The organism is Streptomyces sp. AJS327 (assembly GCF_013450295.1).
Lineage (GTDB): Bacteria > Actinomycetota > Actinomycetes > Streptomycetales > Streptomycetaceae > Streptomyces.
The window spans coordinates 1817598-1840133 of the sequence record NZ_SKBR01000002.1 but is presented as its reverse complement, the minus strand read 5'-3'; the positions used below and the strand labels follow the sequence as shown (position 1 = coordinate 1840133).

Sequence of the window (22536 nt, the reverse complement as noted above, 5' to 3'; positions counted from 1 at the left end):
CACCATGACCGCCACCACGACCAGCCCCCGTGAGCCGGGGGAGGACGGGAGCCCGCGGGCGCGGAGCGGCCCGGCCGCGGTGCTGCTGCACGGGCTGCGCACCAACATGCGCCAGTACGGCATGCTCATCGCGCTGGCCTTCATCGTCGTCCTGTTCCAGATCTGGACGGACGGGGCGCTGCTGCTGCCCAACAACGTCTCCAACCTGATCCAGCAGAACAGCTACATCCTCATCCTGGCGATGGGCATGATGCTGGTGATCATCGCCGGGCACATCGACCTGTCGGTCGGCTCCGTCGTGGCCTTCGTGGGCGCGCTGGCGGCGGTGATGATGGTCGACCACAACCTGCCCTGGCCGGTGGCGTTCGGGCTGTCGCTGCTGGTGGGCGCGGTCATCGGGGCCTGGCAGGGCTTCTGGGTGGCCTATGTGGGCATCCCCGCGTTCATCGTGACGCTCGCGGGGATGCTGCTGTTCCGCGGCGCTACCCAGATCGTGCTGGACGGGCGTTCCAAGGCGCCGTTCCCGCAGGGCTTCCAGGACATCGCGCAGGGCTTCGTCCCGGAGATGGGGCCGTACACGCAGTACCACAACCCGACGCTGCTGCTGGGGCTGGGCGTCGCGGTGCTGCTGGTCCTGCGGGAGTGGCGGGACCGCCGCCGCCAGCTGGCCTACACCCTCGACCCGTTGCCGTTCCGGCTGTGGGTGCTGAAGCTGGTGGCGATGGTCGCGGCGGTGGCCGCGTTCAGCATGACGCTGGCCAGCTTCCACGGGGTGCCGGTGGTGCTGCTCATCATGTGCGCCCTGCTGCTGGGGCTCGGCTTCGCGATGCGGAACGCGGTGGCCGGGCGGCACATCTACGCGCTCGGCGGCAACCGGGCGGCGGCGGTGCTGTCCGGGGTCAAGGACCGACGGGTCACCTTCCTGGTGTTCGTCACCATGGGGGTGCTGGCGGCGCTGGCGGGCTGCGTGTACGCGGCGCGGCTGAACGCGGCCACCCCGCAGGCGGGCACCATGTTCGAACTGGAGGCGATCGCGGCGTGCTTCATCGGTGGCGCCTCGATGAGCGGCGGCGTGGGCACCGTGTTCGGGGCCGTCATCGGCGGGCTGGTGCTGGGCGTGCTGAACAACGGCATGTCGCTGGTGGGGGTCGGTACCGACTGGCAACAGGTCATCAAGGGGCTGGTGTTGCTGGCAGCGGTCGGCTTCGACGTCTGGAACAAGCGCCGCACCGGTTCGTGACCGGGGTGAGGCCCGCCGCCCGCTCCGGGGCGGCGGGCTCGACGGGCCTCACCCGGCGGGCCTCAGTTCGCGGAGGGTGCGGGTTCGCGGCGGCCGTCCACCCGGCGGGGCAGCCCCAGCGGGTTGCCGTCCCGCAGTTCGGGCGGGAGCAGCGGCTCCGGGGTGCTCTGGTAGACGACGGGGCGCAGCCAGCGGTCGATCGCGGCGGCGCCGACGGAGGTGGCGGTGGACGTGGCGGCCGGGTAGGGCCCGCCGTGGTGCTGGGCGCGGGTCACCGCCACGCCGGTGGGCCAGCCGTCGGCCAGCAACCGACCGGCCAGCGGGGCCAGTTGGGCCAGCAGTTCGGCTCCGGCGGGGTCGTGGCCCGCGGCCTCCCGGGCGCCGAGCCGGACGGTGGCGGTGAGGCTGCCGGGCAGCAGCTCCAGCACTGCGGTCAGCTCGGCCGTGTCCCGGTAGCTGACGAGCACGGTGACCGGCCCGAAGCACTCCTCGAACAGCGGGCCAGGGCCGCCCGGCGCGGCGTCCGTCCCGGCCTCGGCGAGGCGGGCGGCGGGGACGGTGAGGTACCCGGCGGCGACGGCGCGTTCCGCTTCCCGCGCGCCGCCGGCCAGCGGCGCGGTCACCCCGTCGAGCCGGGCCCTGGCCTCGATACCGGCGAGGAAGGCCGCGCGCGTCCGCTCGTCCAGCAGCGGCGCGGGCGGCACCTCGCGCAGGGCCGCCGCGAACGCGGTCTCCAGCCGACGGCCCGGCTCGCCCTCCGGCACCAGCACCAGTCCGGGCTTCACGCAGAACTGGCCGGCGCCGAGGCTGACGGATCCGGCGAGTCCGGCGCCGATCTCCTCGGCGCCCTCCCGGGCCGCCGCCTCGGTGACCACCACCGGGTTGAGGGAACCGAGTTCGCCGTGGAAGGGGATGGGCACCGGGCGGGCCGCCGCCGCGTCGTGGAGCGCGCGGCCGCCGCCTACCGAACCGGTGAAGCCAGCGGCGGCGACCAGCGGATGCCGGACCAGCTCGGCCCCGGCGTCGAAGCCGTGGATGAGGACCACCGTGTCCTCGGGTAGCCCGGAGCGGGCGGCGGCGCGGCGGAGGGCGGCGGCGCACCGCCGCGCGGTGGCCGGGTGCGCGGGGTGGGCCTTGATCACCACGGGGCATCCGGCGGCCAGCGCCGAGGCGGTGTCACCGCCGGGGACGGAGAAGGCGAAGGGGAAGTTGGAGGCGGCGTATACGGCCACCACGCCGAGCGGGACCCGGTAGCGGCGCAGGTCGGGGCGGGGCGGGGTCAGTCCGGGGTCGGCGTGGTCGATGGTGGCTTCCAGGTAGCCGCCCTCCTCGACCTCCTCCGCGAAGGCGGTGAACTGCCCCGCCGCGCGGGTGAGTTCGCCGTGCAGCCGGGTCTCCCCGAGGGCGGTCTCGGCGTCGGCCACGGCCACCAGCTCGGCCCGGTCGGCCTCCAGCTCCCCGGCGGCGGCGCGCAGCAGCCCGGCGCGGGTGGCACGGTCACGCAGTGCGTCCCGGGTGGCGTGCGCGGCGTGGACGGCGGTGTCCACCCCCTCGGCCGTTGTCTCCACCGTGACCTGCTCGCGCCGCCGTCCGGTACGCGGATCGACGCTCCACACGGGCTCCGCTGACACGGACCCCGCTGAGACGGACTGGGCTGACACGGGCTTCTCCCGTCCACGAGACGACCGAGGGCGTCCGGTATGCCGAACACGGTTCCCACCACCGAACGTTCGGGACTCTAGGACCGGCCCCGGCGGCACTTCAAGCCCCCCGGCACCCCCGGAAACCCCCCGTCGGGGGCGTCCAACTCCCCACCGGCCCGGGCGGGTTACGCCTCCCGCTCGCGCCTCAGCCGGCGAAGGGGGTGGTGGGCAGGCCCTCGCCCACGTCCGGGACCACCAGCAGCGCCCCGGCGAGCGGTTCGGCGGCGCTCCGCGCGCCCAGGCTGGCGGTGGTGACGTACAGGTCGCGCAGCGCCCGGCCGCCGAAGGCGCAGGAGGTGGGCCGTCCCACCGGCACCGGGAGGATCCGGTCCAGCGCACCGGACGGGGTGTAACGGCGCACCGCGCCGCCGTCCCACAGCGCGACCCAGACGCAGCCCGCGGCGTCCACGGTGAGACCGTCGGGGTAACCGACCCCGGGTTCCAGGGTGATGAGGGGGCGGCGCCCGGTGGCCGAGCCGTCCGGCCGCACCGTGAGGGCGTCGATCCGCCGGGTGGGAGTGTCCACGTAGTACATCGTCCGCCCGTCCGGGCTCCAGCCGAGGCCGTTGCTGACCGTGACCTCGGGGAACACCACCTCCGGCGCCGCGTCCGCGCCGGGGTACCGGGTCAGGGTGCCGCCGCCGGGCCGCTCGTCGTAGGCCATGGTGCCCGCCCAGAGCGAGCCGTCCGGCGCGACGGCCGCGTCGTTCCCGCGCCGTCCCGGCAGCGGGCGGCGGTGCAGCCAGTGGAAGGAGGCGCCGTCGGGTCCGTAACACCCCACGCCGTCACGGAGGTTGACGACGATCCCGCCGCGGGTGCGGGGCAACGCGGCACCCACGTGCTGAGCGGCCGTCCAGGAGACGCGCGCCCCGGTCGCGGGGTCCAGGGTGTGGATGCGGGAACCGAGGATGTCGACCCAGAGCAACAGCCCCCGCGCGGCGTCCCAGACCGGTCCCTCACCGAGCAACGCCGGTCCGCGCACCGCGAGTTCGGGCCGCCGGACGCTCACTCCCGGTACCCCAGCCGGGCGGACAGCTCGCGCGCGCCCTCCGCCGCTAGCTCCGCCAGTTCGGCGCCGCGCTCCGTGGTCCAGCGCACCATCGGCACCGAGACGCTGAGCGCGGCCGCCACCCGCCCGGACGCCTCGCGCACCGGGGCGGCGACGCAGCAGACGTCCGGATTGGACTCGCGCTCCTCGACCGCCCGGCCACGGCGGCGGACTCCGGCCAGCTCGGCCAGCAGCGCCTCCGGCGCGGTGTGGGAGTGCTCCGTCAGCGCGGTGAGCGGCGTCGCGGCGGTGAGCCGGGCGGACAGCTCCGCCTCGTCCAGCGAGGCGAGCAGCATCTTGCCCACCGCCGTGCAGTGCGCGGGCAGCCGCCGTCCGGTCGCCGAGACCATCCGAACCGCGTGGGTGCTGTCGACCTTCGCGACGTAGAGGACCTCCGGGCCCTCCAGGATCGCCACGTGCACCGTCTCCCCGCAGGCGGCGGCGACGCCCCGGGCGACCTGCTGCCCCTCGGTCGCCAGGTCCAGCCGTTCCGCGTAGCGGCTGCCGAGCTGGAAGGTCCGCACGCCCAGCCGGTAGCGCCCGGGCTGGCCCGGCACGGGAAGCAGGTAGCCGCGGGCGGCGAGCGTCGTGACCAGTTCGTGGACGCTGGTGCGGGGCAGCTCCAGCCTGCGGGTGATCTCGGGTGCCGAGAGCGCGTCCTCCGCGTCGAGGAAGAGTTCCAGAACGTCCAACGCCCGGCTCACCGCCGGTATGTGACGGCCCATCCCCCGACCCCTCCCCTCCGGCCAGCGCGGCGCGTGACGCGCTGTTCGACATCTCGGCCCGTTGTCGGCGGACCGAACGCAATCTAGCCGGTGCGGCTCGGCGACGGCAACGCGTCCGGCCCGGCGACGGTGCGGGTCAGCAGCGGGGCAGACCGGGCACCGGCCGGTCGTTCTTGCCGCCCTTGAGGTAGACGGCGCTGACGAAGACGCCGGAGTTGCCGCTGTCGTCGTCGGTCCTGGCCCACCACACGTTCGTCCAGCGGTCGAAGGTCTCCCGGTGCGGGAACTTCCGCTGACAGTAGAAGTAGTTCTTACCGGCCTTGAGCTTCCCGGCCCGCCGGTGCTCCGCGTCGTACGAGGGGGCCTCCCGCCACACCTCGCAGCTCACCTTAGTCCTGGTCAACGGACGGCATCCCAGGGGTGGTTCATCCTCGCCGGAGCCGCCGCTCCCCGAACTCCCCGCACTTCCCTCCCCGTCCGGAGACGGCGAGTGCGGGGCCGACGGGCCGGTCGAGGCGCTCGGTTCCGGCGGGGCGGCGCGCTCCTCGTCGCCACCACCCCACAGCGCCCAGCTCGCCACCGCGGCACCGCACACCAGCGCCAGCGCCAACACCCCGGTCAGAAGCCGCCGTTGCCCGTGCCCGCCCGCCGGACCGGACGCGGTCCGCACCGTGTGCCGGTCGGTGTCCAGTTCCGGTGGGGGGCCGAACTCCCCCAGCACTGCGGGCTGTCGGGGAGGTTCACCGTCCGGCGAGGTGTCCGGCTCCGCGCCCGGGGGGCCCGGCGCCGCGACGGGGCCGGGGTCCGGAGCGGCCCGCCCGGGTCCGGCCCGGAGGGTGGCCGTATCCGGCCCGGCCCCCACCACCACCGCGTTCAGCAGCGCCGCCGCGCGCTCCGCGTCGGCGCGCTCCGCCGGGTCCTTGCGCAGCAGCTCGACGAGGGCGGGGCCGAGAACCCCCGCGCGCCGGGGCTCGGGCAGCGGTTCCGTGACGATCGCCGTCAGCGTCGACCAGGTCGAGGTACGGCGGAACGGGGAGGCGCCCTCCACGGCCGCGTACAGGGTGGCGCCCAGCGCCCACACGTCGGACGGCGGGCCCGGCTCGCCGCCCCGCGCCCGCTCCGGCGCCAAGTAGTCGAGCGAGCCGACGAGTTCACCGCTGCCGGTGAGCCGCGTGGTGATGTCGTCCCCCGGGTTGTCCATCGCGGCGATCCCGAAGTCGGTCAGCACCACCCGGCCACCGCGCTCCAGCAGGATGTTGCCCGGCTTCACGTCCCGGTGCAGCACCCCCACCCGGTGCGCCGCCGCCAGCGCGTCCAGCACCCGGGCCCCCACGGCCGCCGCCCGCACCGGGTCGAGCGTGTTGCCGTCCGCCAACTCGTCGTCCAGCGACGGGCCTTCGACCAGCTCCATCACGATGACGGGACGGCCCTCGTGCTGCGCCACGTCGTACACCGCGATGACCCCGGGGTGCCGCACCCGGGCGGCCGCCCGCGCCTCCCGCCTCATCCGGGCACGCAGGTCGGCGAGTTCGGGACCGCCCGCGTCGGTGAAGGTACGCAGCTCCTTCACCGCGACCTCGCGCCCGAGTTCCTCGTCAACGGCGCGCCACACCACGCCCATTCCACCCCGGCCGAGCCGCTCCGTCACCCGGTACCGCCCGGCGAGCAGCCTGCCGCCGCCGGACGCCGCCTGCTGTTCCCCCGAAGTGTGCACAGCGCCGCCCCTTATCACGTAGAGACCCCCAACAGCCTACGGGGAGACGGCCACTGAGGGCAGCGGCCGACGGCCCGCCAGCCGGTCGAGGTCCGCCCGGGTGAGGCCGCACAGCCGGGTCACCTCGGCGCCGTCCAGCGCCCCGCAGTCGATGCCCCGCACCAGGTGGTCACTGAGCGCACGGGCGGTCGCGGGCTCGTCGGCCACTCCCCCCGCACGCGCCTCCCCCACCCCGGAGCCGCCGAGGCGCTCGACGTAGGCCGCGAGCCGTTCGGCGGTGCGGGACAGGTCGGCGCGGTAGAACGCGTGCACCGCCGCGTACCGGGTGGGAAGGTGCCCTGGGTGCATGTCCCAGCCCTGGTAGTAGGCGCGCGCGAGCGAGCGCCGCACCAGCCCGTGGTGCAGCCGCCAGGCGGCACGCACCGCCCGCGCGTCACCGACGGGCAGGACGTTGGTCGAGCCGTCCGACAGCCGCACCCCGGTGCCCGCCGCGGCGACCTGCATCACCGCCTTCGCGTGGTCGGCGGCAGGGTGGTCCATGGCCTGGTACGCGGCGCTCACCCCGCAGGCGGCGCTGTAGTCGAACGTCCCGTAGTGCAGGCCGGTCGCGCGCCCCCCGGCCGCCTCGATCAGCCGGGCCACCGTGGCGCGCCCGTCCGCGCCGAGCACGGCCTGTGGGGTCTCGATCTGGATCTCGAACCCGATCCGCCCCTCCGCCACGCCACGCGCCCGCTCGAACTCGGCGCACAACCGGGCCATCGCGGCGACCTGTTCGGGATAGCTGACCTTCGGCAGGGTCAGCACCATGCCCTCCGGAAGGCCACCCGCCTCCAGCAGCCCGGTGAGGAAGACGTCCAGGGTGCGGATGCCGCGCTCCCGTACCCCGGCCTCCAGGCACTTCATGCGCACACCCATGAAGGCGGGTCGCGGCCCGGCCGCGGTGCCCCCGAGCGCGGCGACGGTGAGGCGGGCGACCCGGAGGGCCGCGGCGTCCTCCTCGTCATCCGGGCGGGGCCCGTACCCGTCCTCGAAGTCGACGCGGAGGTCCTCGATCGGCTCCCGCGCCAACTTGGCCCGCACCCCGGCGTACACCGGCTCCACGAGCGCCTCGGGCAGCTCCAGGACGGAGGCGAACTCGCTGGCGTCCGGGGCGTGTTCTTCCAGCAGCGCGAGGGCCGCCGCCCCCCACTCCCCCACGGTGGCCTCCGTGACGGCGTCCGCCGGGACGTACACGGTGTGCACGGGCTGCCGGGTCCCGGGATCGCCCGGGTAGCGGCGTTCCAACTCGGCGTCCACGGCGGCGAGCGACGCCGCGACGTCCCGCCGGACGGAGGAGGTGAAGGTCGTGGGCGCACTCGTCTCGCGGGCCATCCGTGTCCCTTCGCTCACCGGGAGGTCAACAGAATGTTGAAGCAGGCACGTGGGGACGCTAGACCCCACCCCACAGCACGTCAACAGCCCCCGCGCGCACACCGGGACCCCCACACGGAGGCCGTGTGGGGGTCCCGGATCAGATGGCCCCGGGCGGGAGGCCGAGAGCGCGATGTATCACCCGTCCCGGCAACTCCCCGCGCCGAGTGCCCGGTTCAGCTCTTGCGTTGGTTGATGTCCTCGGTCAGCTGGGGCACGACCTCGAAGAGGTCCCCGACCACGCCGTAGTCCACCAGATCGAAGATCGGCGCCTCAGCGTCCTTGTTGATCGCCACGATCGTCTTCGAGGTCTGCATCCCCGCACGATGCTGAATCGCCCCGGAAATACCCGCCGCCACATACAACTGCGGCGACACCGACTTCCCCGTCTGACCCACCTGATGCGAATGCGGATACCACCCCGCGTCCACCGCCGCCCGCGACGCCCCCACCGCACCACCCAACGCATCCGCCAACCCCTCAATCACCGGGAAGTTCTCCGCCCCATTCACCCCACGACCACCCGAGACCACCACCGCCGCCTCCGTCAACTCCGGACGCCCACTCGACTCCCGCGCCGCACGCGAAACCACCCGCGTCCCCCGCGCCAACTCACCCAACACCACCGACAACTCCTCCACCACCCCCGCACCCGCGACCGCCTCCGGCGCCACCGCGTTCGGCTTTACCGCGATCACCGCAACCCCACCCACCACCCGCGACCGCGTCGCATACGACGCCGCGAACACCGACTGCACCACCACCGGACCCTCCTCACCCGCCACCACATCCACCGCGTCCGTCAACACACCCGACCCCAACCGCACCGCCAACCGACCCGCGACCTCCTTCCCCTCCGCCGACGACGACACCAACACCGCCACCGGATCCACCACCCCCACCGCCGCCTCCAACACATCCACCAACGGCACCACCGAAAACTCCCCGAACTCCGGCCCATCCACCCCCAACACCCGCACCGCCCCATACTCACCCAACACCCCAGCCGCACCCTCCACACCCGACCCCACAAACACCGCCACCGGATCACCCAACCTCCGCGCCAACGTCAACAACTCCAACGTCGGCTTCCGCACCTGACCATCCACATGATCAACAAACACCAGAACATCAGCCATGACTCTCTCCCAACGAGAACGAAGACAGAAACGAGGAACAGAACGAAGAACAGAAACCAGAACCAGGCCCAGGACAGGAACAGGGCCGGGACATGAATAGGGGGCAGAGGCAGAGGCGGGGAAACGAGAAGGGGGAGTGACCCACACCCACGGCCCATCACCCACCAGGCACGGCCACCAACGACCAGCAATCAGCGACCAGCGGACCGTGACCCGTGGCTCGTAGCCCGTGGCCCGGAAGTCGCGCCGCCGTGGCTCGTGGCCTGCCAGGCGTCACCACCGGGCGTCATCCGCCCGGCGTCATCCGCCAGATGGCACCCCATCACCAGCGCCTCATCACCCGGGACTCGTGATCCGTGTGGCTCTTGACGTGGCACCGGGGCAAGGTCAGATGAACTTCTGACCAGCGAGGAACTCCGCGAGCTGACGAGCCCCCTCACCCTCATCCTTGACCACCGTGCCCGCCACCCGCGCCGGACGCTCGGTCACCGACTCCACCCGCGTACGCGAACCCGCCACACCCACCTGCTCCGCCTCCAGATCCAGATCATCCAGATCCCACGAGACCACCGGCTTCTTCTTCGCCGCCATGATCCCCTTGAACGACGGATACCGCGCCTCACCCGACTGATCCGTCACCGACACCACCGCCGGCAACGCCGCCTCCAACTCCTCACTCGCCACATCCCCATCCCGACGCCCCCGCACCACACCATCCCCAACCGACACCTCAGACAACAACGTCACCTGCGCCACCCCCAACCGCTCCGCCAACATCGCCGGAACCACCCCCATCGTCCCGTCCGTCGACGCCATCCCACACATCACCACATCAAACCCCGCCTTCTCCACCGCCCGCGCCAACACCAACGACGACGCCACCGCATCCGAACCCCGCACCTCCTCATCCTCCACATGCACCGCCCGATCCGCCCCCATCGACAACGCCTTCCGCAACGCGTCCCCCGCATCCTCCGGACCCACCGTCAACACCGTCACCTCAGCACCCTCCACCCCCTCAGCCACCCGCAACGCCTGCTCCACCGCGTACTCATCCAACTCCGACAACAGACCATCCACCCCCTCACGATCCGTCACGAAGTCATCATCAAAACCCCGCTCCCCCGCGGCGTCCGGCACGTACTTCACACACACGACAATCCTCAAGCTCACGCCGACTCCCTCGTGCTCGTTTGGCCGTTCGGTCCAGGTGGACCACTGTTGTCATCCACGATATTACTCGCCAGTACAAACGGCGGCGGGCCCCTGCTCAAGGGGCACGTACTGTGACCTTGCCAACCCCCGGCGGTGGCTGCGACCACCCGGCGAGAGGTGGGACCGGGATCACGTCAGCGCGGCGCCGAGCGCGGCGATGACGTCAGCGCGGCGTGGCGTTCCGCTCGCCCGTCGGATGACGCGGCCACGGGCGTCCAGCACGAAGACGGTGGGGGTGCGATCGACGTTCAGCGCCCGCACGAGGTCCAGCTGCGACTCGGCGTCGAGTTCGTGGTGCCGTACTCCCCCGACCATCGCGGCGACCTCGGACAGGGTGCGCCGGGTGGCGCGGCAGGGCTGACAGAAGGCGGTGGAGAACTGCACGAGGGTCGCGCGTTCCCCCAGCCCGTCCGGGCCGATCGCCGCGACCAGCCTCGCGTCCGGTGCCGTCTCCCGCGTCCCCACCTGGGCCCGCCTCTCCGCCGGTCTTCCGTGTCGGGTTGCTCTCGCCCGCTTACACCGCTCTCCAGTGTGCGCACCGCTCTCCCCTTGCACGCATCGCTCACGCTCGCGAGCGTCGCTCTCTTCAGGGCACACCGCTCTCGTCCATGAGCACCGCTCTCCGCTCGTACCGCCGAAGCCGTGCTTTCGCGCATGGCCGTGCTCTCGTCCGTGGCCGTCACTCTCGCCGTCCAGTGGGCGGTCGCGCCTCCCCGGTCACCGTCCCGGAGGGGCCCGGCAGTCCCCGTACCGGGGAGTTCCCGCACGCCACCCCGGAGAACGTGAGAAGGATCTCGCGCCCACAGCGTCCCAGGGCTGGCGGTGGGCGGGTCTATGGGGAACGATCAGCGAAACCCAAGCTACGAGCCCGTACGTTGCGGGCACCCTGACGGGAGCGATCCCCGGGCAGGGAACCGAAACGAAGGGGCCCCCGACATGGCAGATCTCGTCTACCCGCCGGTCATCGGTGTGGCTCGTACCTGGTTCAAGGCGCTCGATCTGCGCTTCGACATCCAGGGCACCGAGCACATACCCCGGCGATCGGGGGCCGTGCTGGTCAGCAACCACATCAGCTATCTGGACTTCATCTTCACCGGGCTCGCGGCCCGTCCGGCGAAGCGGCTGGTGCGGTTCATGGCGAAGGAGTCGGTGTTCCGGCACCGGGTCTCGGGGCCGCTGATGCGCGCGATGAAGCACATCCCGGTCGACCGCTCGCAGGGCGAGCACGCGTACGCGCACGCGCTGAAGGCCCTTCGTTCCGGCGAGATCATCGGGGTCTTCCCGGAGGCGACCATCTCCCGCTCGTTCACCCTGAAGGACTTCAAGTCGGGGGCCGCGCGGCTGGCGCAGGAGGCCAAGGTTCCGCTGATCCCGATGGCTCTCTGGGGCACCCAGCGGCTGTGGACCAAGGGGCACAAGCGGGACTTCGGCCGGAACCACGTCCCGATCAACATCCGGGTCGGGGAGCCGATGCACCCCGAGGCCGAGGAGGGCTCGGACCGGCTCACCGGGCGGCTGCGCGAGCGGATGCAGGAGCTGCTGGAGTCCGCGCAGCGCGCCTACCCGGCGGCCCCGAAGAGCCGGGAGGACGCCTGGTGGTTGCCGGCGCACCTCGGCGGTACGGCGCCGACCCCGGCCGAGGCGCGCGCACTGTAGCCGACGGCAGGCGAGGGCCGCTCCCCCGAGGACGCGGCGCACCACGTGCGGGAGGGCCGGGGCGTGTGCCCCGGCCCTCCCGACGTCCGGCCCGCGCCTCCGGGTGCGGTGACTACTGGCCCATCTCCTCGCGGAGCGCGGTCACGAAGCCGTCCACGTCGGCCCCGGTGGTGTCAAAGGAGCACATCCAGCGGACGTCGCCGGCCGCCTCGTCCCAGAAGTAGAAGCGGTAGCGCTTCTGGAGCCGCTCGCTCACCTCGTGCGGCAGCCGGGCGAAGACGACGTTCGCCTCGACGGGGTGCAGTATCTCCACCCCGTCGACCGTGGCGACGCCCTCGGCCAGCCGCCGGGCCATGGCGTTGGCGTTCTGGGCGTTCCGCAGCCAGAGGTCTCCGGCGAGCAGCGCCTCCCACTGGGCGGAGACGAAGCGCATCTTCGAGGCGAGCTGCATGGACAGCTTCCGCAGGTGCGCCATTCCGCGCACCGCGTCCGGGTTGAGCACCACCACGGCCTCGCCGAACAGCAGCCCGTTCTTGGTGCCGCCGAGCGAGAGGACGTCCACTCCGGCGGCGTTGGTGAAGGCCCGCATCGGCGTGTCGAGCGCGGCGGCGGCGTTGGCGAGCCGCGCGCCGTCCAGGTGTACCCACATGCCCCGCTCGTGGGCGTGATCGCAGAGCGTGCGTATCTCGTCGGGGGTGTAGAGGGTGCCGAGTTCGGTGCTCTGGGTCAGGGACACGACCTGGGGCATCGCCCGGTGCTCGTCGTCCCAGCCGTGTGCCTCCCGGTCGACCAGCTCCGGGGTGAGCTTGCCGTGTTCGCCGGGCACGGTCAGCAGTTTGAGGCCGCCGACGCGCTCGGGCGCCCCGCACTCGTCGACGTGGATGTGCGCGGAGTCGGCGCAGATCACCGCTCCCCGCCGGTCGGTGAGGGCCTGTAGGGAGACGACGTTGGCCCCGGTGCCGTTGAACACCGGGAACGCCTCGGCCCGGCGGCCGAAGTGGCTGCGGATGACCTGCTGGAGGTGGCCGGTGTAGTCGTCACCTCCGTACGCGGTCTGGTGTCCGCCGTTGGCGAGGGCGATCGCCTCCAGCACCTCGGGGTGCGCGCCCGCGTAGTTGTCGCTCGCGAAGCCGCGCACCTCCGGGTCGTGGCGGCGACGGGCGTCGGTGGTCCGCGGGGACGGGGTGGTGGGGGCGGCGGCGCGCGCGCTCAGGGACGGGGAGTCAGCCACAGGCGTTTTCCGTTCACTTCCTCGGTGGGCTCGGTCCACGATCCGGCGATGGTGCCCGCCAGTTCCCGGACGTCGGTGAAGCCCGCGAACTTCGCGTTCGGGCGGGCGGCCCGCATCTGGTCGTCCACCAGCGCCTTGACGACCAGGATCGCAGCGGCGGCGGGCGGGCCCGCGTCGCCCCCCGCCTTGCGGAAGGCGTCCCCGAGGGCGAGGGTCCACGCCTCGGCGGCGGCCTTCGCGGCGGCGTACGGGGCCATCCCCGCGCTGGGCTTGCTCGCCCCGATGGCGCTGACCAGCAGGAAGCGTCCGTTGCCGCCGCGTTCCAGGGCGCCCTGGAAGGCCAGCGAGGTGTGCTGCACGGTGCGGATCAGCAGGTCGTGCAGGGTGTCCCAGTCGGCGAGGTCGGTCTCGGCGAAGGTGGCCGCGCCGCGCCAGCCACCCACCAGGTGCACCAGTCCGTCGATCCGGCCGAACTCCTTCTCCGTTCGCGCGGCCCACGCCCGGGTGGCGTCCAGGTCGAGCAGGTCGACGGTGTCACCGGTGACCGTGGCGCCGCCGTGCGCGAAGCGCGCCGCGTCCACCGCCTCGGCCAGCCGCTCGGCGTCCGCGTCGGCCGCCATCACCTCGGCGCCCTCCTCGGCCAGGCGCAGCAGGACCGCCCGCCCGGCCGGGCCGGCGGCGCCCGCCACGGCGATCACGCGTCCCTCCAGCTTTCCGCCTCCGTTGCCCTGATATCCGCGGGCGGTCGTCTCCGTCATGCGCGCAGCCTCCTCGTACCAGCACCGTGACCGTTCGTGAGCGTTCAGGCCGCGGCCTGGCCGGCCGGCGCCGCGGTGATGCCCTCGGTCGATGCGATCACAGTCCGCAGCTTCTTCGCGAGTGCTTCGTAGAACATGCTCAGCGGAAACTCGTCCGGCAGCACCTCGTCGACGAGCTTGCGCGGCGGGAGGGAGAGGTCGAGGGCGTCCGGGCCCTTGGCCCAGGTGGACCCGGGGTGCGGGGCGAGGTAGGTGGACACCAGCTCGTACGCCTTCAGCCAGTGGACGATCTTGGGGCGGTCGATTCCGGCCCGGTAGAGCCCTTCGATCTCCTCACGGAGCCGTCCGGTCACCTCGCGTGCCCGGTCCCAGTCGATGCTGAGCTGGTTGTCCCGCCAGCGCAGCGCCTCGTGCTGGTGCAGGTAGGCGAAGAGCAGCTGGCCGCCGAGGCCGTCGTAGTTGCGCCGCCGCTCTCCGGTGACGGGGAAGCGGAAGAGGCGTTCCAGCAGAACGGCGTGCTGGACGTCGAGGCCCTGGGGGTAGCCGTCGGCGGCGAGCCGGGCACCCTCGTGGAAGGCGGTGAGGTCGCAGCGCAGCTCCTCCAGCCCGTACATCCAGAAGGGCTGGCGCTGTTTGATCATGAACGGGTCGAAGGGCAGGTCGCCGTGGCTGTGCGTACGGTCGTGGACCATGTCCCAGAGGACGAAGGTCTCCTGGCAGCGCTGCTGGTCGGCGAGGAGCTCGCGGGCCTCGGGGGGCACCTCCAGCCCGGTGACCTCGCAGGCGGCCTCGACGACGCGGCGGAAGCGGGCGGCCTCCCGGTCGCAGAAGATGCCGCCCCAGCTGAACCGCTCGGGCGCCTCGCGCACCGCCACGGTCTCCGGGAAGAGCACCGCGGAGTGGGTGTCGTAGCCGGGGGTGAAGTCCTCGAAGGTGATGCCGCAGAACAGCGGGTTGTCGTAGCGGTCGCGCTCCAGCTCCGCCAGCCAGTCCGGCCAGACCATCCGGAGGACCAGGGCCTCCAGGTTCCGGTCGGGGTTGCCGTTCTGTGTGTACATCGGGAAGACGACGAGGTGCTGGAGGCCGTCCTCGCGTGCCCGCGCGGGCTGGAAGGCGAGGAGCGAGTCGAGGAAATCGGGCACGCCGAAGCCGTCGTCGGCCCAGCGGAGCAAGTCGGCGGAGAGCGCGCGGTGGTACTCGGCGTCGTGTGGCAGCAGGGGGGAGAGGTCGTCGAGCGCGGCGCGGACGCGTTCGATCTCGGCGCGGACGGCGTCCGGGGTGGGAGCGCCCTCGGCGGTGAAGTCGATGGATCCGTCGGCGGACTGGGCCGGGCGCACGGCCTCGACGGCCTGCTTGAGCGCCGCCCAGGAAGGGTGCTCCACCACGGGGCGTCCGGAGGGAACGCCACTCTCCGCGGAGTCGTACGAAAGAATTTCCGTCATAGCCGCCCCTCTGCGGGATACTTTCTCGTACTTGCACAGTAACCAGGAGAGCTGTGAGCCTCAAGGGGAAGTGACAGGAGACTATGCGGTTTAGATGCCGCCTGACGGGATAGTTTCCGGTGCGGCCGGGAGTACACCGGCTCGGGCCCCGGACCTGGCGGAGCCCGCTAGTCTGGCGGCGCGTGCGGGGCGGACCGCACGTCCACACCCAGCCAGGGAGGCGGAGCGCGCCGTGCCACTGCTCACCGTCGGACACCGCGGAGTGATGGGCGTCGAGCCCGAGAACACGCTGCGCTCCTTCGTCCGGGCCGACCGCGAGGGCCTCGACGTCATCGAGCTGGACCTGCACCTGAGCAAGGACGGCGCGCTGGTCGTGATGCACGACGCGGACGTCGCCCGTACCACCGACGGCGAGGGCCCCATCGGCGAGTTCACCCTCGCCGAGCTGCGCGAGCTGGACGCCGGATCGGGCGAGCGGATCCCGGTGTTCGAGGAGGTCGTGGACGCGGTGCGGGCGCCCCTCCAGGCGGAGATCAAGGACCGGGCCGCCGCCCGGGTCCTCGCGGAGGTCATCGAGGCGCGCGGGCTGCACGACCGGGTGACGGTGATCTCCTTCCACCGCGAGGCCCTGCGGGAGACCCGGGAGCTGCTGCCCGACATCCCCATCGTGCTGGTCGCCGGGCGATCCTCCCCCACCGCGCCCGAGCGCGCCCAGGAGATCGGCGCCGGGATGATCTCGCTGGAGCTGCGCCACCTCGACGAGGACACCGTGGCCCGCGCGCACGCGGCCGGGATCAAGGTGATCAGCTGGACGGTCAACACCCCGGAGGAGCTGGCGCGGGTCCGGGAGCTCGGGCTCGACGGAGTGGTCACCGACCGCCCGGAGATCCGGCGGGCGATCAGCGCAGCGGCTTGACCAGGGTCTCGAAGACGAGGTCCGGGCGGAGCGGGACACCGAAGCGCTCGTCGCCGTAGGGGAAGGGGCTCAGCTCGCCGGTGCGGGTGTAGCCACGGCGCTCGTACCAGGCGATCATGTCGGCGCGCTGCCGGATCACCTTCATCCGCAGCTCGGCCACGCCCCAGTCGTCCCGCGCCCGGCGCTCCGCCTCGGCGAGGACCGAGGAGCCGAGTCCGCCGCCCTGTGCGCCGGGGCACACGGCGAACAGGCCGAAGTAGCCATGGCCCGGGTGGCGCTCCAGCTGGCAGCAGGCGAGCAGCTCGCCGTCCCGACGAAAGGTCAGCAGCAGGCTCTCCGGATCCTTGACGATCAGCGCGAGGTCCTCGGGGTCGGTGCGCCGCCCCTCCAGCAGATCGGCCTCCGTCGTCCAGCCCACGCTGCTCCGCCCGCGATAGGCCGACTCGATCAGCGTCGTCAGCTCGCCCGTGTCGTCCTCGGTCGCGGGGGCCGCCACCAGCCGCCGCGTCTCACTGTCACTGTGCACGCCACGAGCCTACGCCCGCGTCCCGACGGCGTGACCGGACATATGGTGCCCCCATGGTGCGGGTACTGAGCAGCAGAGCGATGGTGCGGCCCACGGATCCGGAGCGCTCGCGGGCGTTCTACGGAGAGGCGCTTGGGCTGGCGATCTACCGGGAGTTCGGCACCGGTCCCGAGCGGGGGACCGTCTACTTCCTGGGCGGTGGCTTCCTGGAGGTGTCGGGGCGGTCCGCCGAACCGCCCGGGCCGGGGCTCCAGTTGTGGCTCCAGGTACCGGACGCCGAGGAGGCGCACCGGGAGCTGGTGGACGCGGGCGTGGAGGTGCTCCGGCCCCCGGTGCGCGAACCGTGGGGGCTGATCGAGATGTGGATCACGGACCCGGACGGGGTGCGGATCTGCGTGGTCGAGGTACCTGCCGACCATCCGATGCGCTACCGGCCGGGCATCTGAGCGCACACCCCCCGCGCTCAGCGCTCCCCCGGCGCCACGATGCGCTCCCGTACGCGAAGCGTCGGCGGGCAGCCTCCGCCAGGGCCGGCTCTGCCCCGCTGACGGCGGCCCGGAGGGGAGGCGGCGCGTGCACGGTCCCCCGATGGTCGGCTGGCTGCTGGTGGCGGTCTCGGCGCTGGGCGGCGCGGTCTGCCTGCTGCGGGTGGCTCCCGGGGCCGGGGCGCGGCGGTGGGGCGCGTTGAGCGAGGCGGTGATGGGCGGCGGGATGGCGGCGATGGCGCTGCCCGTCGCGCCGGGACCGCTGTCCCCACCACTGTGTGTGGGGCTGTTCACCACGTCCGCGCTCGGGGAGTGCGCCCTGGCACTGCACGCGGCCCGGCGGGGGGACGGTCCCCGTGGCGGGCCCCGGGGGTCGGCGCGCCACGGGGGCGACCGGGTGGCGGAGACACGACCGGTGGCCCACCATCTGCGGCTCGCTGGCGGGGCGCTCGCCATGGTCTACATGGCCTGGGCGATGGGCTCGGCGCACCAGGCGCCGGGCACGGGGCCGCCCGGAGTCCCGGTGGTCACCTGGGCGTTGGTGCTCTGCCTGGTGCTTCCGCTGCCGGGACAGGCGCACCGGATGCTTCCCGGTAGCGGGCCGCCCGTGGCGGCGCGCGGGGAGGCGCCGGAACTCGCGGCCGCCTCCCACCTGGCGATGACCACGGCCATGGTGGCGATGCTGCTCACCCTGTGAGGCGCCGCCGGGGCGGGCCGCCGAGCCTTCCGGGACGCGGCCCACCCGTCCGAGGCGACCCGGGGCCGGGGCGCGGGAGGTGAGGGATACGTCACTTCTGCGGGCGAGACCGTTCAGCGATACCCCGTTGACCCTAGTGTGACCACCATGATGGTCCCGCTCGCCCTGCTGGCACTGGCCGCCGTGGCCGCGGGTGTGGCACCGCGCGTGCTGACCCGGTCGTCCTGGCCCGAGCGCGAACCGGTCCTCGCCCTGTGGGTGTGGCAGTGCGTGGTCGCCGCCGTCCTGCTGTGCTGCGCGCTGGCGATGGCGCTCTCCGCCGCCTCCGCCTGGCAGGTGGTGCGCAACCACGTCTTCGCGCCCGCCCCGCCCGGTGTGGTGGAGGCGTACGCGCTCAGCGCGCACGGCCCCTGGTCCGGCGCGCTCGCGGTGCTGCTGGCCTGTGGTGGCGCCTGGACGGGAGCGATGCTGCTGCGTGAGGTGGTGGAGGCCCGCTCCCGACGGCGCCGCCGCCGCGCGGAGTTGCGCGGTCGCGCTCCCCAACTGCCCGGCGAGGGGCCGTCGTTGGAGAAGCCGCTGGTGGTGCTGGAGGACGACCGGCCGGACGCCTGGTGGCTGCCGGACACCCCACCCCGGCTGGTGATCACCACGGGCGCGCTGCACCGTCTCAAGGGGCGTCAGCTGGACGCCGTACTGGAGCACGAGCAGGGTCACGCGCGTGCCCGGCACGACTGGCTGCTGCACTGCTCCTCGGCGCTGGCGACCGGTTTCCCCCGCGTCCCGGTGTTCGCCGGCTTCCGTGACCAGGTGCGACAGCTGGTGGAGATGGCCGCGGACGACGTGGCCTCGCGGCGCTACGGACGGCTGACGATCGCGCTGGCCCTGGTGGAACTGAACGAGGACCGTGGGGCGTTCGGCCCCGGCTCCCATCCGCTGGCGCAGGTCTCACAGCGGGTGCACCGGCTGCTCTCCGCCGCGCCCCGGCTGTCGTTCGGCCGCCGCGTCCGGATGACGGCGCTGGCCTCCCTGGTGCCGCTGCTGCCGCTGCTGGTCACCTTCGTCCCCGCGCTGACCGTGCTGGACTGACGGCCGCCCGCCTCCGGGACGCGCGCTCGCGGCGGGCCGCTCGCGAGTCCGCCGGGGCGGTGGCCGACGGCGGCCGAGTCCGCCACCCCGCCCCGCCGGTCTCCCGGGTGTTCTCCGTCTTTCCAGTCATCTCCCCCCGGTCCGTGGCGCGTTCGGGTTCGGCCGCTGTACGGGCCCCCCGGGGTGGGAGAGGATCGACCCATGGACGGTCAGCCCGCGCGGCCCGCGCGGTTCGCGGTGACGCTCACGCTCCTCGCGCTTGTCCCGCTCACCCTGGTGAGCGCCGGATGGCGTCCGCTGCTGGAGCTCGACAGACGGGTCGCCGTCGCGCTGCACGAGATCGCGCTGGCCCACTCCGGCTGGACCCGGGCCAACCGGATCCTGACGGACTGGGTGTGGGACCCCTGGACGATGCGGCTGCTGCTCACCGCCGCCGTCGGCCTGCTGCTGTGGCGCGGACTGCCGTGGCTGGCGCTGTGGGTCGCCGGAACGGCCGTCGCCACTACGGCCGTTCAGCAGCTGCTGAAGGCCGCGGTCGGCCGGGAGCGACCGCGGTGGGCGGAGCCCGTGGACACCGCCCAGTACGCCGCGATGCCTTCGGGGCACGCGATGACCGCCGCCGTCACCGGGGTCCTGCTGCTCTGGCTGGTGCGGCTGGGGGGTGCCAGGGGCCGGACGTGGGGGTGCGCGGTGGCGGTCGCCGGACTCTCCGTCGCCGGAGTCGCCTTCACCCGCGTCGCGCTCGGGGTGCACTGGCTGACCGACACCCTGGTGGGGACGCTGCTGGGCGCGGCCTCCGGGCTGGGCGCCGTGGCGCTCTGGAACCTGCGGGAGCGGCGAGCCAGCCGGGACGAGCGCGGGGTGGCGCGGGACGCCGCCGTCTGACGCGGACGCCCCGCTCCGGGGGGGGGCGGGGCCGTGGTGGTGGCGGGTGTTCGGCCTCACCCGCCACCGGCCACCGTACGTGCCGATATCGGAGCGATCCCCCGCGTCGCTCCGATATCGGCGGCCGAGCCGGACGCGAGCCGTGAACGGCGCGGCGTGCGTCCGAAGTCATGCTGCCCTGACCTGGCCATGGGCGTATATTGGCTGCGGGCCAGTCAACGCAGGAGTTATAGCATGTCCCCTCGGAGCGCCTTGGTCAATGAAGAGTTGCGCCGACGCTCACGCACTCGTCTCCTCCAGGCGACCGTCGAACTGGTCGCGGAACACGGTTACGAGGCGACCACCCTCGGGGACATCGCCGACCGCGCGGGGGCGGCCCGCGGGCTGATCTCCTACTACTTCCCCGGCAAACGGCAGCTGTTCCAGTCCGCCGTGCACCGGACGATGCACCGGACGCTGGGCGAGGCGCTGGAGCGCCCTCCCCTGCCCCAGGGCCCCGAGGCGGGCCAGGAGTCACTCGCCCGCGCCATCGACGCCATCCTGGGCCTGGCCCGGGACCAACCCACGCTGATGCGGGCACACATGGCGGGCATCCTCCAGCAGGAGGGATTCGTGCAGTGCGACGAACAGCAGCGGCTGGCCCATCTGCTGCACACCACGATGGCGCGCTTCGGCTCGCCCGATCCGGACACCGACTACCCGCTGCTGCGGGCGCTACTCATGGGCGCGGTGGTGGCCGTGCTGCTCCCCGGGGCGCCGATGCCGCTGGAGCGGCTGCGCGCCGAACTCTTCGACCGCTACGGGCTGGAGTGGGAGCTGGGCGCCCCGCCGGGCCCCCTGCCCCCGGGCGGCACACGGCAGTTGATCGCCCAGGCCCCGCCCGGCCCCCGCGCCCCGCACTGACCAGACCGCCGTGCCCCGTGGCCTCCGGCGGCCCCTCGTCCCGAACCCCGGGCACCCGACAGGGCGTTCACCGTCCGCCCCGGCGCCGCTGGCCGTCCCCTCGCGACCGGGCGGTGTTCGACACGGACGCCGGGAACACCGGAGGGCTCCGTCGCATCACGACACAGCGCGGTCACGCGCGATCCTGGCGCCACGGGCCAGCGGGGCAACGCCACCCTCTCGCGGGCGACTCGGGCTCGAAGCAGGACCGGGACCGCCGGACCTCCCCCCGCCCGTCGCCGTACGCGACCGTTGTCTCCCGCTGCCGTACGGAACGGCTCGCGGGGTTCGACCTCACCGCGCTCGTCACCGGCGGAACGTGAGTTGGCCCAACTCCCCGTATTCCGGCCGGACATTCCGCTGGAGTCGTTCACGGCCACGGGAGGCCGATTCCGCCCTCTCTCGGAGCGGACCGCGTGACTCAGTTCATTCCGACGTTACTTCGCCGCCTTTTTCAGCATGCCCAGATACGTCGGCAGGCGGCTGACGGCCTTTTTCGTGACGGGAATGACGTCGGTGTGGCCGCTTTCCGCGTCCGTCACCAAGAGTTGGTGCTGTCCGTTCACGAGATGGAGTTGGGCACTGTACAACATGACGGACTCCCCTTCCTGTTCCCGACCGACTGACGTCATCTGCTCGACCACCCTTCCGCAACCCTGTCCCGGCCCCTCGCCCCGTCACGCTGAGCCGACCACCCGGGGCAGCCGCTCTCACCGCGACGAGCACGCCGTTCAACCACCACTTGCGGCGGTTCGGGGCTCGGCAGGCGAACCTGCCACGCCGGGCGACGCGAGGGCCGCGCCTGACGGTACTGACACTCGAACGAGCGACGGCGCACCGTCGATCCCCCACTGGACCCACCGCGCGGGGGACTCATCGGGCATCGAGCCGGAGCGCATTTCCGGGCGGCGCGTCGCGTACCGCCACGCACCGCGCACGAGTTCGCGGATCAGCGAGCGGTCCGCACGCCCCGGAGCGGAGAACCCCCACCGCGTGAACCGAGTGGGCCCCGCCTCTCCTCCGCGCGGCGACCGAACTCCCAGCAGGGGGCTGAGCGGAAGCGGCCCGGAAAGCTCAGGGGTTCCGGGCGAACCGCGCCCGGATTCCGGGCGATTACTCGATGGAGTGAAGAGCGAGGGCGTGCCTCGCAGGCACTTGATTCCGGACCCTAGTATGCCAATCACCGGTTTGTGCCGCCGGTTTGAACGCCCGTCGCGTGAGTTGTCGATCAATCACACGCCGCAGCGGTCCGGTTGGCACCTCACCGTGACAATTCTCCTGCCGCAAGATCGGAATGGAACCAGCATGCTGCCTTTCGTGCCCCCCTTCATCATCGGAGTCGTCGCGGCTCCCGTAGCCAAGCGAGCCGTTCAGACGGCCGCACGCGGGATGTTCAAGACATCCGTCAAGATCGCCGTCGACGCCAAGCGCGCGGCTCACCAAATGACCGAGGAGCTACAGGACATCGCGGCCGAAGCCAGTGCCGAGGCTTTCGTCAGCGAGGCCACCGCGACGGAGGGCCAGGGAACGCGCAAGGCTCCCCCGAAGGCCCGCGCGGCCACGGTCAAGTCCTAGTGGTCGCTCGTCGCGGCCTGGCAGTGACCGGGGCCGGGATGTGAGGGGTGGGTCCTTTGGTGAGGGGATGAGAACCGCCGAGTCGCTCGTTCGCCGTCGTGAAGGACCCGCCCGGAGTCCCGCCGTGATCCCCGGGGGCCCAG

Annotated in this window: 22 protein-coding genes; 9 read left to right on the top strand and 13 right to left on the bottom strand. The window is 72.9% G+C overall.

The window, feature by feature from the left end; genetic code table 11:
* The first annotated feature begins 4 nt into the window (after positions 1–4).
* Positions 5–1240 carry a multiple monosaccharide ABC transporter permease gene (mmsB, locus tag E0L36_RS17140; protein WP_180929847.1) on the top strand — a complete coding sequence of 412 codons (1236 nt, stop codon included), beginning with the start codon at positions 5–7 and terminating at the stop codon, positions 1238–1240.
* Between the two features lie 62 nt (positions 1241–1302).
* Here the strand turns inward: mmsB and E0L36_RS17135 are convergent, their stop codons facing one another.
* The 8 genes from E0L36_RS17135 to E0L36_RS17100 form a co-directional block, all read right to left on the bottom strand.
* On the bottom strand, positions 1303–2871 hold the full coding sequence (locus E0L36_RS17135; protein WP_180929846.1) for an aldehyde dehydrogenase family protein: 1569 nt from the start codon (positions 2869–2871) through the stop codon (positions 1303–1305).
* A gap of 217 nt (positions 2872–3088) precedes the next feature.
* A complete protein-coding gene (locus E0L36_RS17130; protein WP_180929845.1) occupies positions 3089–3952 on the bottom strand; it encodes an SMP-30/gluconolactonase/LRE family protein in 864 nt (287 codons plus the stop codon).
* The gene (locus E0L36_RS17125; protein ID WP_180929844.1) at positions 3949–4716 is read right to left on the bottom strand and encodes an IclR family transcriptional regulator; all 768 of its coding nucleotides are present in this window, start codon (positions 4714–4716) and stop codon (positions 3949–3951) included. The genes E0L36_RS17130 and E0L36_RS17125 overlap by 4 nt, the downstream gene beginning before the upstream one ends.
* Before the next feature lie 136 nt (positions 4717–4852).
* The gene (locus E0L36_RS17120) at positions 4853–6430 is read right to left on the bottom strand and encodes a serine/threonine-protein kinase (RefSeq protein ID WP_308416790.1); all 1578 of its coding nucleotides are present in this window, start codon (positions 6428–6430) and stop codon (positions 4853–4855) included.
* Positions 6431–6466: 36 nt separating this feature from the next.
* Positions 6467–7801, bottom strand: coding sequence for an aldolase/citrate lyase family protein (locus E0L36_RS17115; RefSeq protein ID WP_180930076.1), 1335 nt, complete (start codon positions 7799–7801; stop codon positions 6467–6469).
* 215 nt (positions 7802–8016) lie between these two features.
* Positions 8017–8979 (bottom strand): electron transfer flavoprotein subunit alpha/FixB family protein, encoded by a 963-nt coding sequence (locus E0L36_RS17110; protein WP_180929710.1) that lies wholly within the window; start codon positions 8977–8979, stop codon positions 8017–8019.
* A gap of 387 nt (positions 8980–9366) precedes the next feature.
* Positions 9367–10152, bottom strand: a complete 786-nt coding sequence (locus tag E0L36_RS17105; protein WP_180929711.1) for an electron transfer flavoprotein subunit beta/FixA family protein — start codon at positions 10150–10152, stop codon at positions 9367–9369.
* A gap of 171 nt (positions 10153–10323) precedes the next feature.
* Positions 10324–10659, bottom strand: coding sequence for a thioredoxin family protein (locus E0L36_RS17100; RefSeq protein WP_180929843.1), 336 nt, complete (start codon positions 10657–10659; stop codon positions 10324–10326).
* Between the two features lie 471 nt (positions 10660–11130).
* Here E0L36_RS17100 and E0L36_RS17095 point away from each other — a divergent pair, with 471 nt between their 5' ends.
* Positions 11131–11850 carry a 1-acyl-sn-glycerol-3-phosphate acyltransferase gene (locus tag E0L36_RS17095; protein ID WP_180929842.1) on the top strand — a complete coding sequence of 240 codons (720 nt, stop codon included), beginning with the start codon at positions 11131–11133 and terminating at the stop codon, positions 11848–11850.
* A 112-nt stretch (positions 11851–11962) separates the two neighbouring features.
* On the opposite strand, the gene E0L36_RS17090 is transcribed toward E0L36_RS17095, so the two are convergent.
* The 3 genes from E0L36_RS17090 to E0L36_RS17080 are packed head-to-tail and all read right to left on the bottom strand — an operon-like array spanning position 11963 to position 15281.
* On the bottom strand, positions 11963–13081 hold the full coding sequence (locus E0L36_RS17090) for a low specificity L-threonine aldolase (protein ID WP_180929841.1): 1119 nt from the start codon (positions 13079–13081) through the stop codon (positions 11963–11965).
* Positions 13060–13839, bottom strand: coding sequence for an SDR family NAD(P)-dependent oxidoreductase (locus E0L36_RS17085; protein ID WP_180929840.1), 780 nt, complete (start codon positions 13837–13839; stop codon positions 13060–13062). Before E0L36_RS17085 ends, E0L36_RS17090 begins: the two co-directional genes overlap by 22 nt.
* Before the next feature lie 44 nt (positions 13840–13883).
* A complete protein-coding gene (locus E0L36_RS17080) occupies positions 13884–15281 on the bottom strand; it encodes a DUF6421 family protein (RefSeq protein ID WP_180929839.1) in 1398 nt (465 codons plus the stop codon).
* A 232-nt stretch (positions 15282–15513) separates the two neighbouring features.
* On the opposite strand from E0L36_RS17080, the gene E0L36_RS17075 reads away from it, so the two are divergent.
* A complete protein-coding gene (locus E0L36_RS17075; RefSeq protein WP_180929838.1) occupies positions 15514–16197 on the top strand; it encodes a glycerophosphodiester phosphodiesterase family protein in 684 nt (227 codons plus the stop codon).
* On the opposite strand, the gene E0L36_RS17070 is transcribed toward E0L36_RS17075, so the two are convergent.
* Complete coding sequence (locus E0L36_RS17070; RefSeq protein ID WP_180930075.1) at positions 16181–16696, bottom strand: GNAT family N-acetyltransferase; 516 nt, start codon at positions 16694–16696, stop codon at positions 16181–16183. The two genes, E0L36_RS17075 and E0L36_RS17070, sit on opposite strands and share 17 nt — an antisense overlap.
* Positions 16697–16776: 80 nt before the next feature.
* Here E0L36_RS17070 and E0L36_RS17065 point away from each other — a divergent pair, with 80 nt between their 5' ends.
* The 5 genes from E0L36_RS17065 to E0L36_RS17045 all read left to right on the top strand — a co-directional run bounded on the left by E0L36_RS17065 (position 16777) and on the right by E0L36_RS17045 (position 20779).
* Entirely contained in the window at positions 16777–17169 is a 393-nt protein-coding gene (locus E0L36_RS17065) for a VOC family protein (RefSeq protein WP_180929837.1), read from the top strand.
* Between the two features lie 127 nt (positions 17170–17296).
* Positions 17297–17905: a DUF5134 domain-containing protein gene (locus E0L36_RS17060; protein WP_180929836.1), complete on the top strand. Its 609-nt coding sequence runs from the start codon at positions 17297–17299 to the stop codon at positions 17903–17905.
* A gap of 147 nt (positions 17906–18052) precedes the next feature.
* The gene (locus E0L36_RS17055; protein ID WP_180930074.1) at positions 18053–18991 is read left to right on the top strand and encodes a M56 family metallopeptidase; all 939 of its coding nucleotides are present in this window, start codon (positions 18053–18055) and stop codon (positions 18989–18991) included.
* Positions 18992–19192: 201 nt separating this feature from the next.
* Positions 19193–19876 carry a phosphatase PAP2 family protein gene (locus E0L36_RS17050; RefSeq protein ID WP_180929835.1) on the top strand — a complete coding sequence of 228 codons (684 nt, stop codon included), beginning with the start codon at positions 19193–19195 and terminating at the stop codon, positions 19874–19876.
* A gap of 234 nt (positions 19877–20110) precedes the next feature.
* A complete protein-coding gene (locus E0L36_RS17045; RefSeq protein WP_180929834.1) occupies positions 20111–20779 on the top strand; it encodes a TetR/AcrR family transcriptional regulator in 669 nt (222 codons plus the stop codon).
* 476 nt (positions 20780–21255) lie between these two features.
* Here E0L36_RS17045 and E0L36_RS17040 read toward each other — a convergent pair whose 3' ends face one another.
* Entirely contained in the window at positions 21256–21462 is a 207-nt protein-coding gene (locus E0L36_RS17040; protein ID WP_180929833.1) for a hypothetical protein, read from the bottom strand.
* Between the two features lie 745 nt (positions 21463–22207).
* Here E0L36_RS17040 and E0L36_RS17035 point away from each other — a divergent pair.
* Positions 22208–22393, top strand: coding sequence for a DUF5132 domain-containing protein (locus tag E0L36_RS17035; RefSeq protein WP_258016192.1), 186 nt, complete (start codon positions 22208–22210; stop codon positions 22391–22393).
* The last annotated feature ends 143 nt before the right edge of the window (positions 22394–22536 follow it).

Bases quoted from the DNA above. Each gene is read 5' to 3' on its own strand.
- mmsB (WP_180929847.1), top strand. From the start codon at position 5: ATGACCGCCACCACGACCAGCCCCCGTGAGCCGGGGGAGGACGGGAGC.
- E0L36_RS17125 (WP_180929844.1), bottom strand. From the start codon at position 4,716: ATGGGCCGTCACATACCGGCGGTGAGCCGGGCGTTGGACGTTCTGGAA.
- E0L36_RS17115 (WP_180930076.1), bottom strand. From the start codon at position 7,801: ATGGCCCGCGAGACGAGTGCGCCCACGACCTTCACCTCCTCCGTCCGG.
- E0L36_RS17110 (WP_180929710.1), bottom strand. From the start codon at position 8,979: ATGGCTGATGTTCTGGTGTTTGTTGATCATGTGGATGGTCAGGTGCGG.
- E0L36_RS17095 (WP_180929842.1), top strand. From the start codon at position 11,131: ATGGCAGATCTCGTCTACCCGCCGGTCATCGGTGTGGCTCGTACCTGG.
- E0L36_RS17085 (WP_180929840.1), bottom strand. From the start codon at position 13,839: ATGACGGAGACGACCGCCCGCGGATATCAGGGCAACGGAGGCGGAAAG.
- E0L36_RS17080 (WP_180929839.1), bottom strand. From the start codon at position 15,281: ATGACGGAAATTCTTTCGTACGACTCCGCGGAGAGTGGCGTTCCCTCC.
- E0L36_RS17065 (WP_180929837.1), top strand. From the start codon at position 16,777: ATGGTGCGGGTACTGAGCAGCAGAGCGATGGTGCGGCCCACGGATCCG.
- E0L36_RS17055 (WP_180930074.1), top strand. From the start codon at position 18,053: ATGATGGTCCCGCTCGCCCTGCTGGCACTGGCCGCCGTGGCCGCGGGT.
- E0L36_RS17050 (WP_180929835.1), top strand. From the start codon at position 19,193: ATGGACGGTCAGCCCGCGCGGCCCGCGCGGTTCGCGGTGACGCTCACG.
- E0L36_RS17045 (WP_180929834.1), top strand. From the start codon at position 20,111: ATGTCCCCTCGGAGCGCCTTGGTCAATGAAGAGTTGCGCCGACGCTCA.
- E0L36_RS17035 (WP_258016192.1), top strand. From the start codon at position 22,208: ATGTTCAAGACATCCGTCAAGATCGCCGTCGACGCCAAGCGCGCGGCT.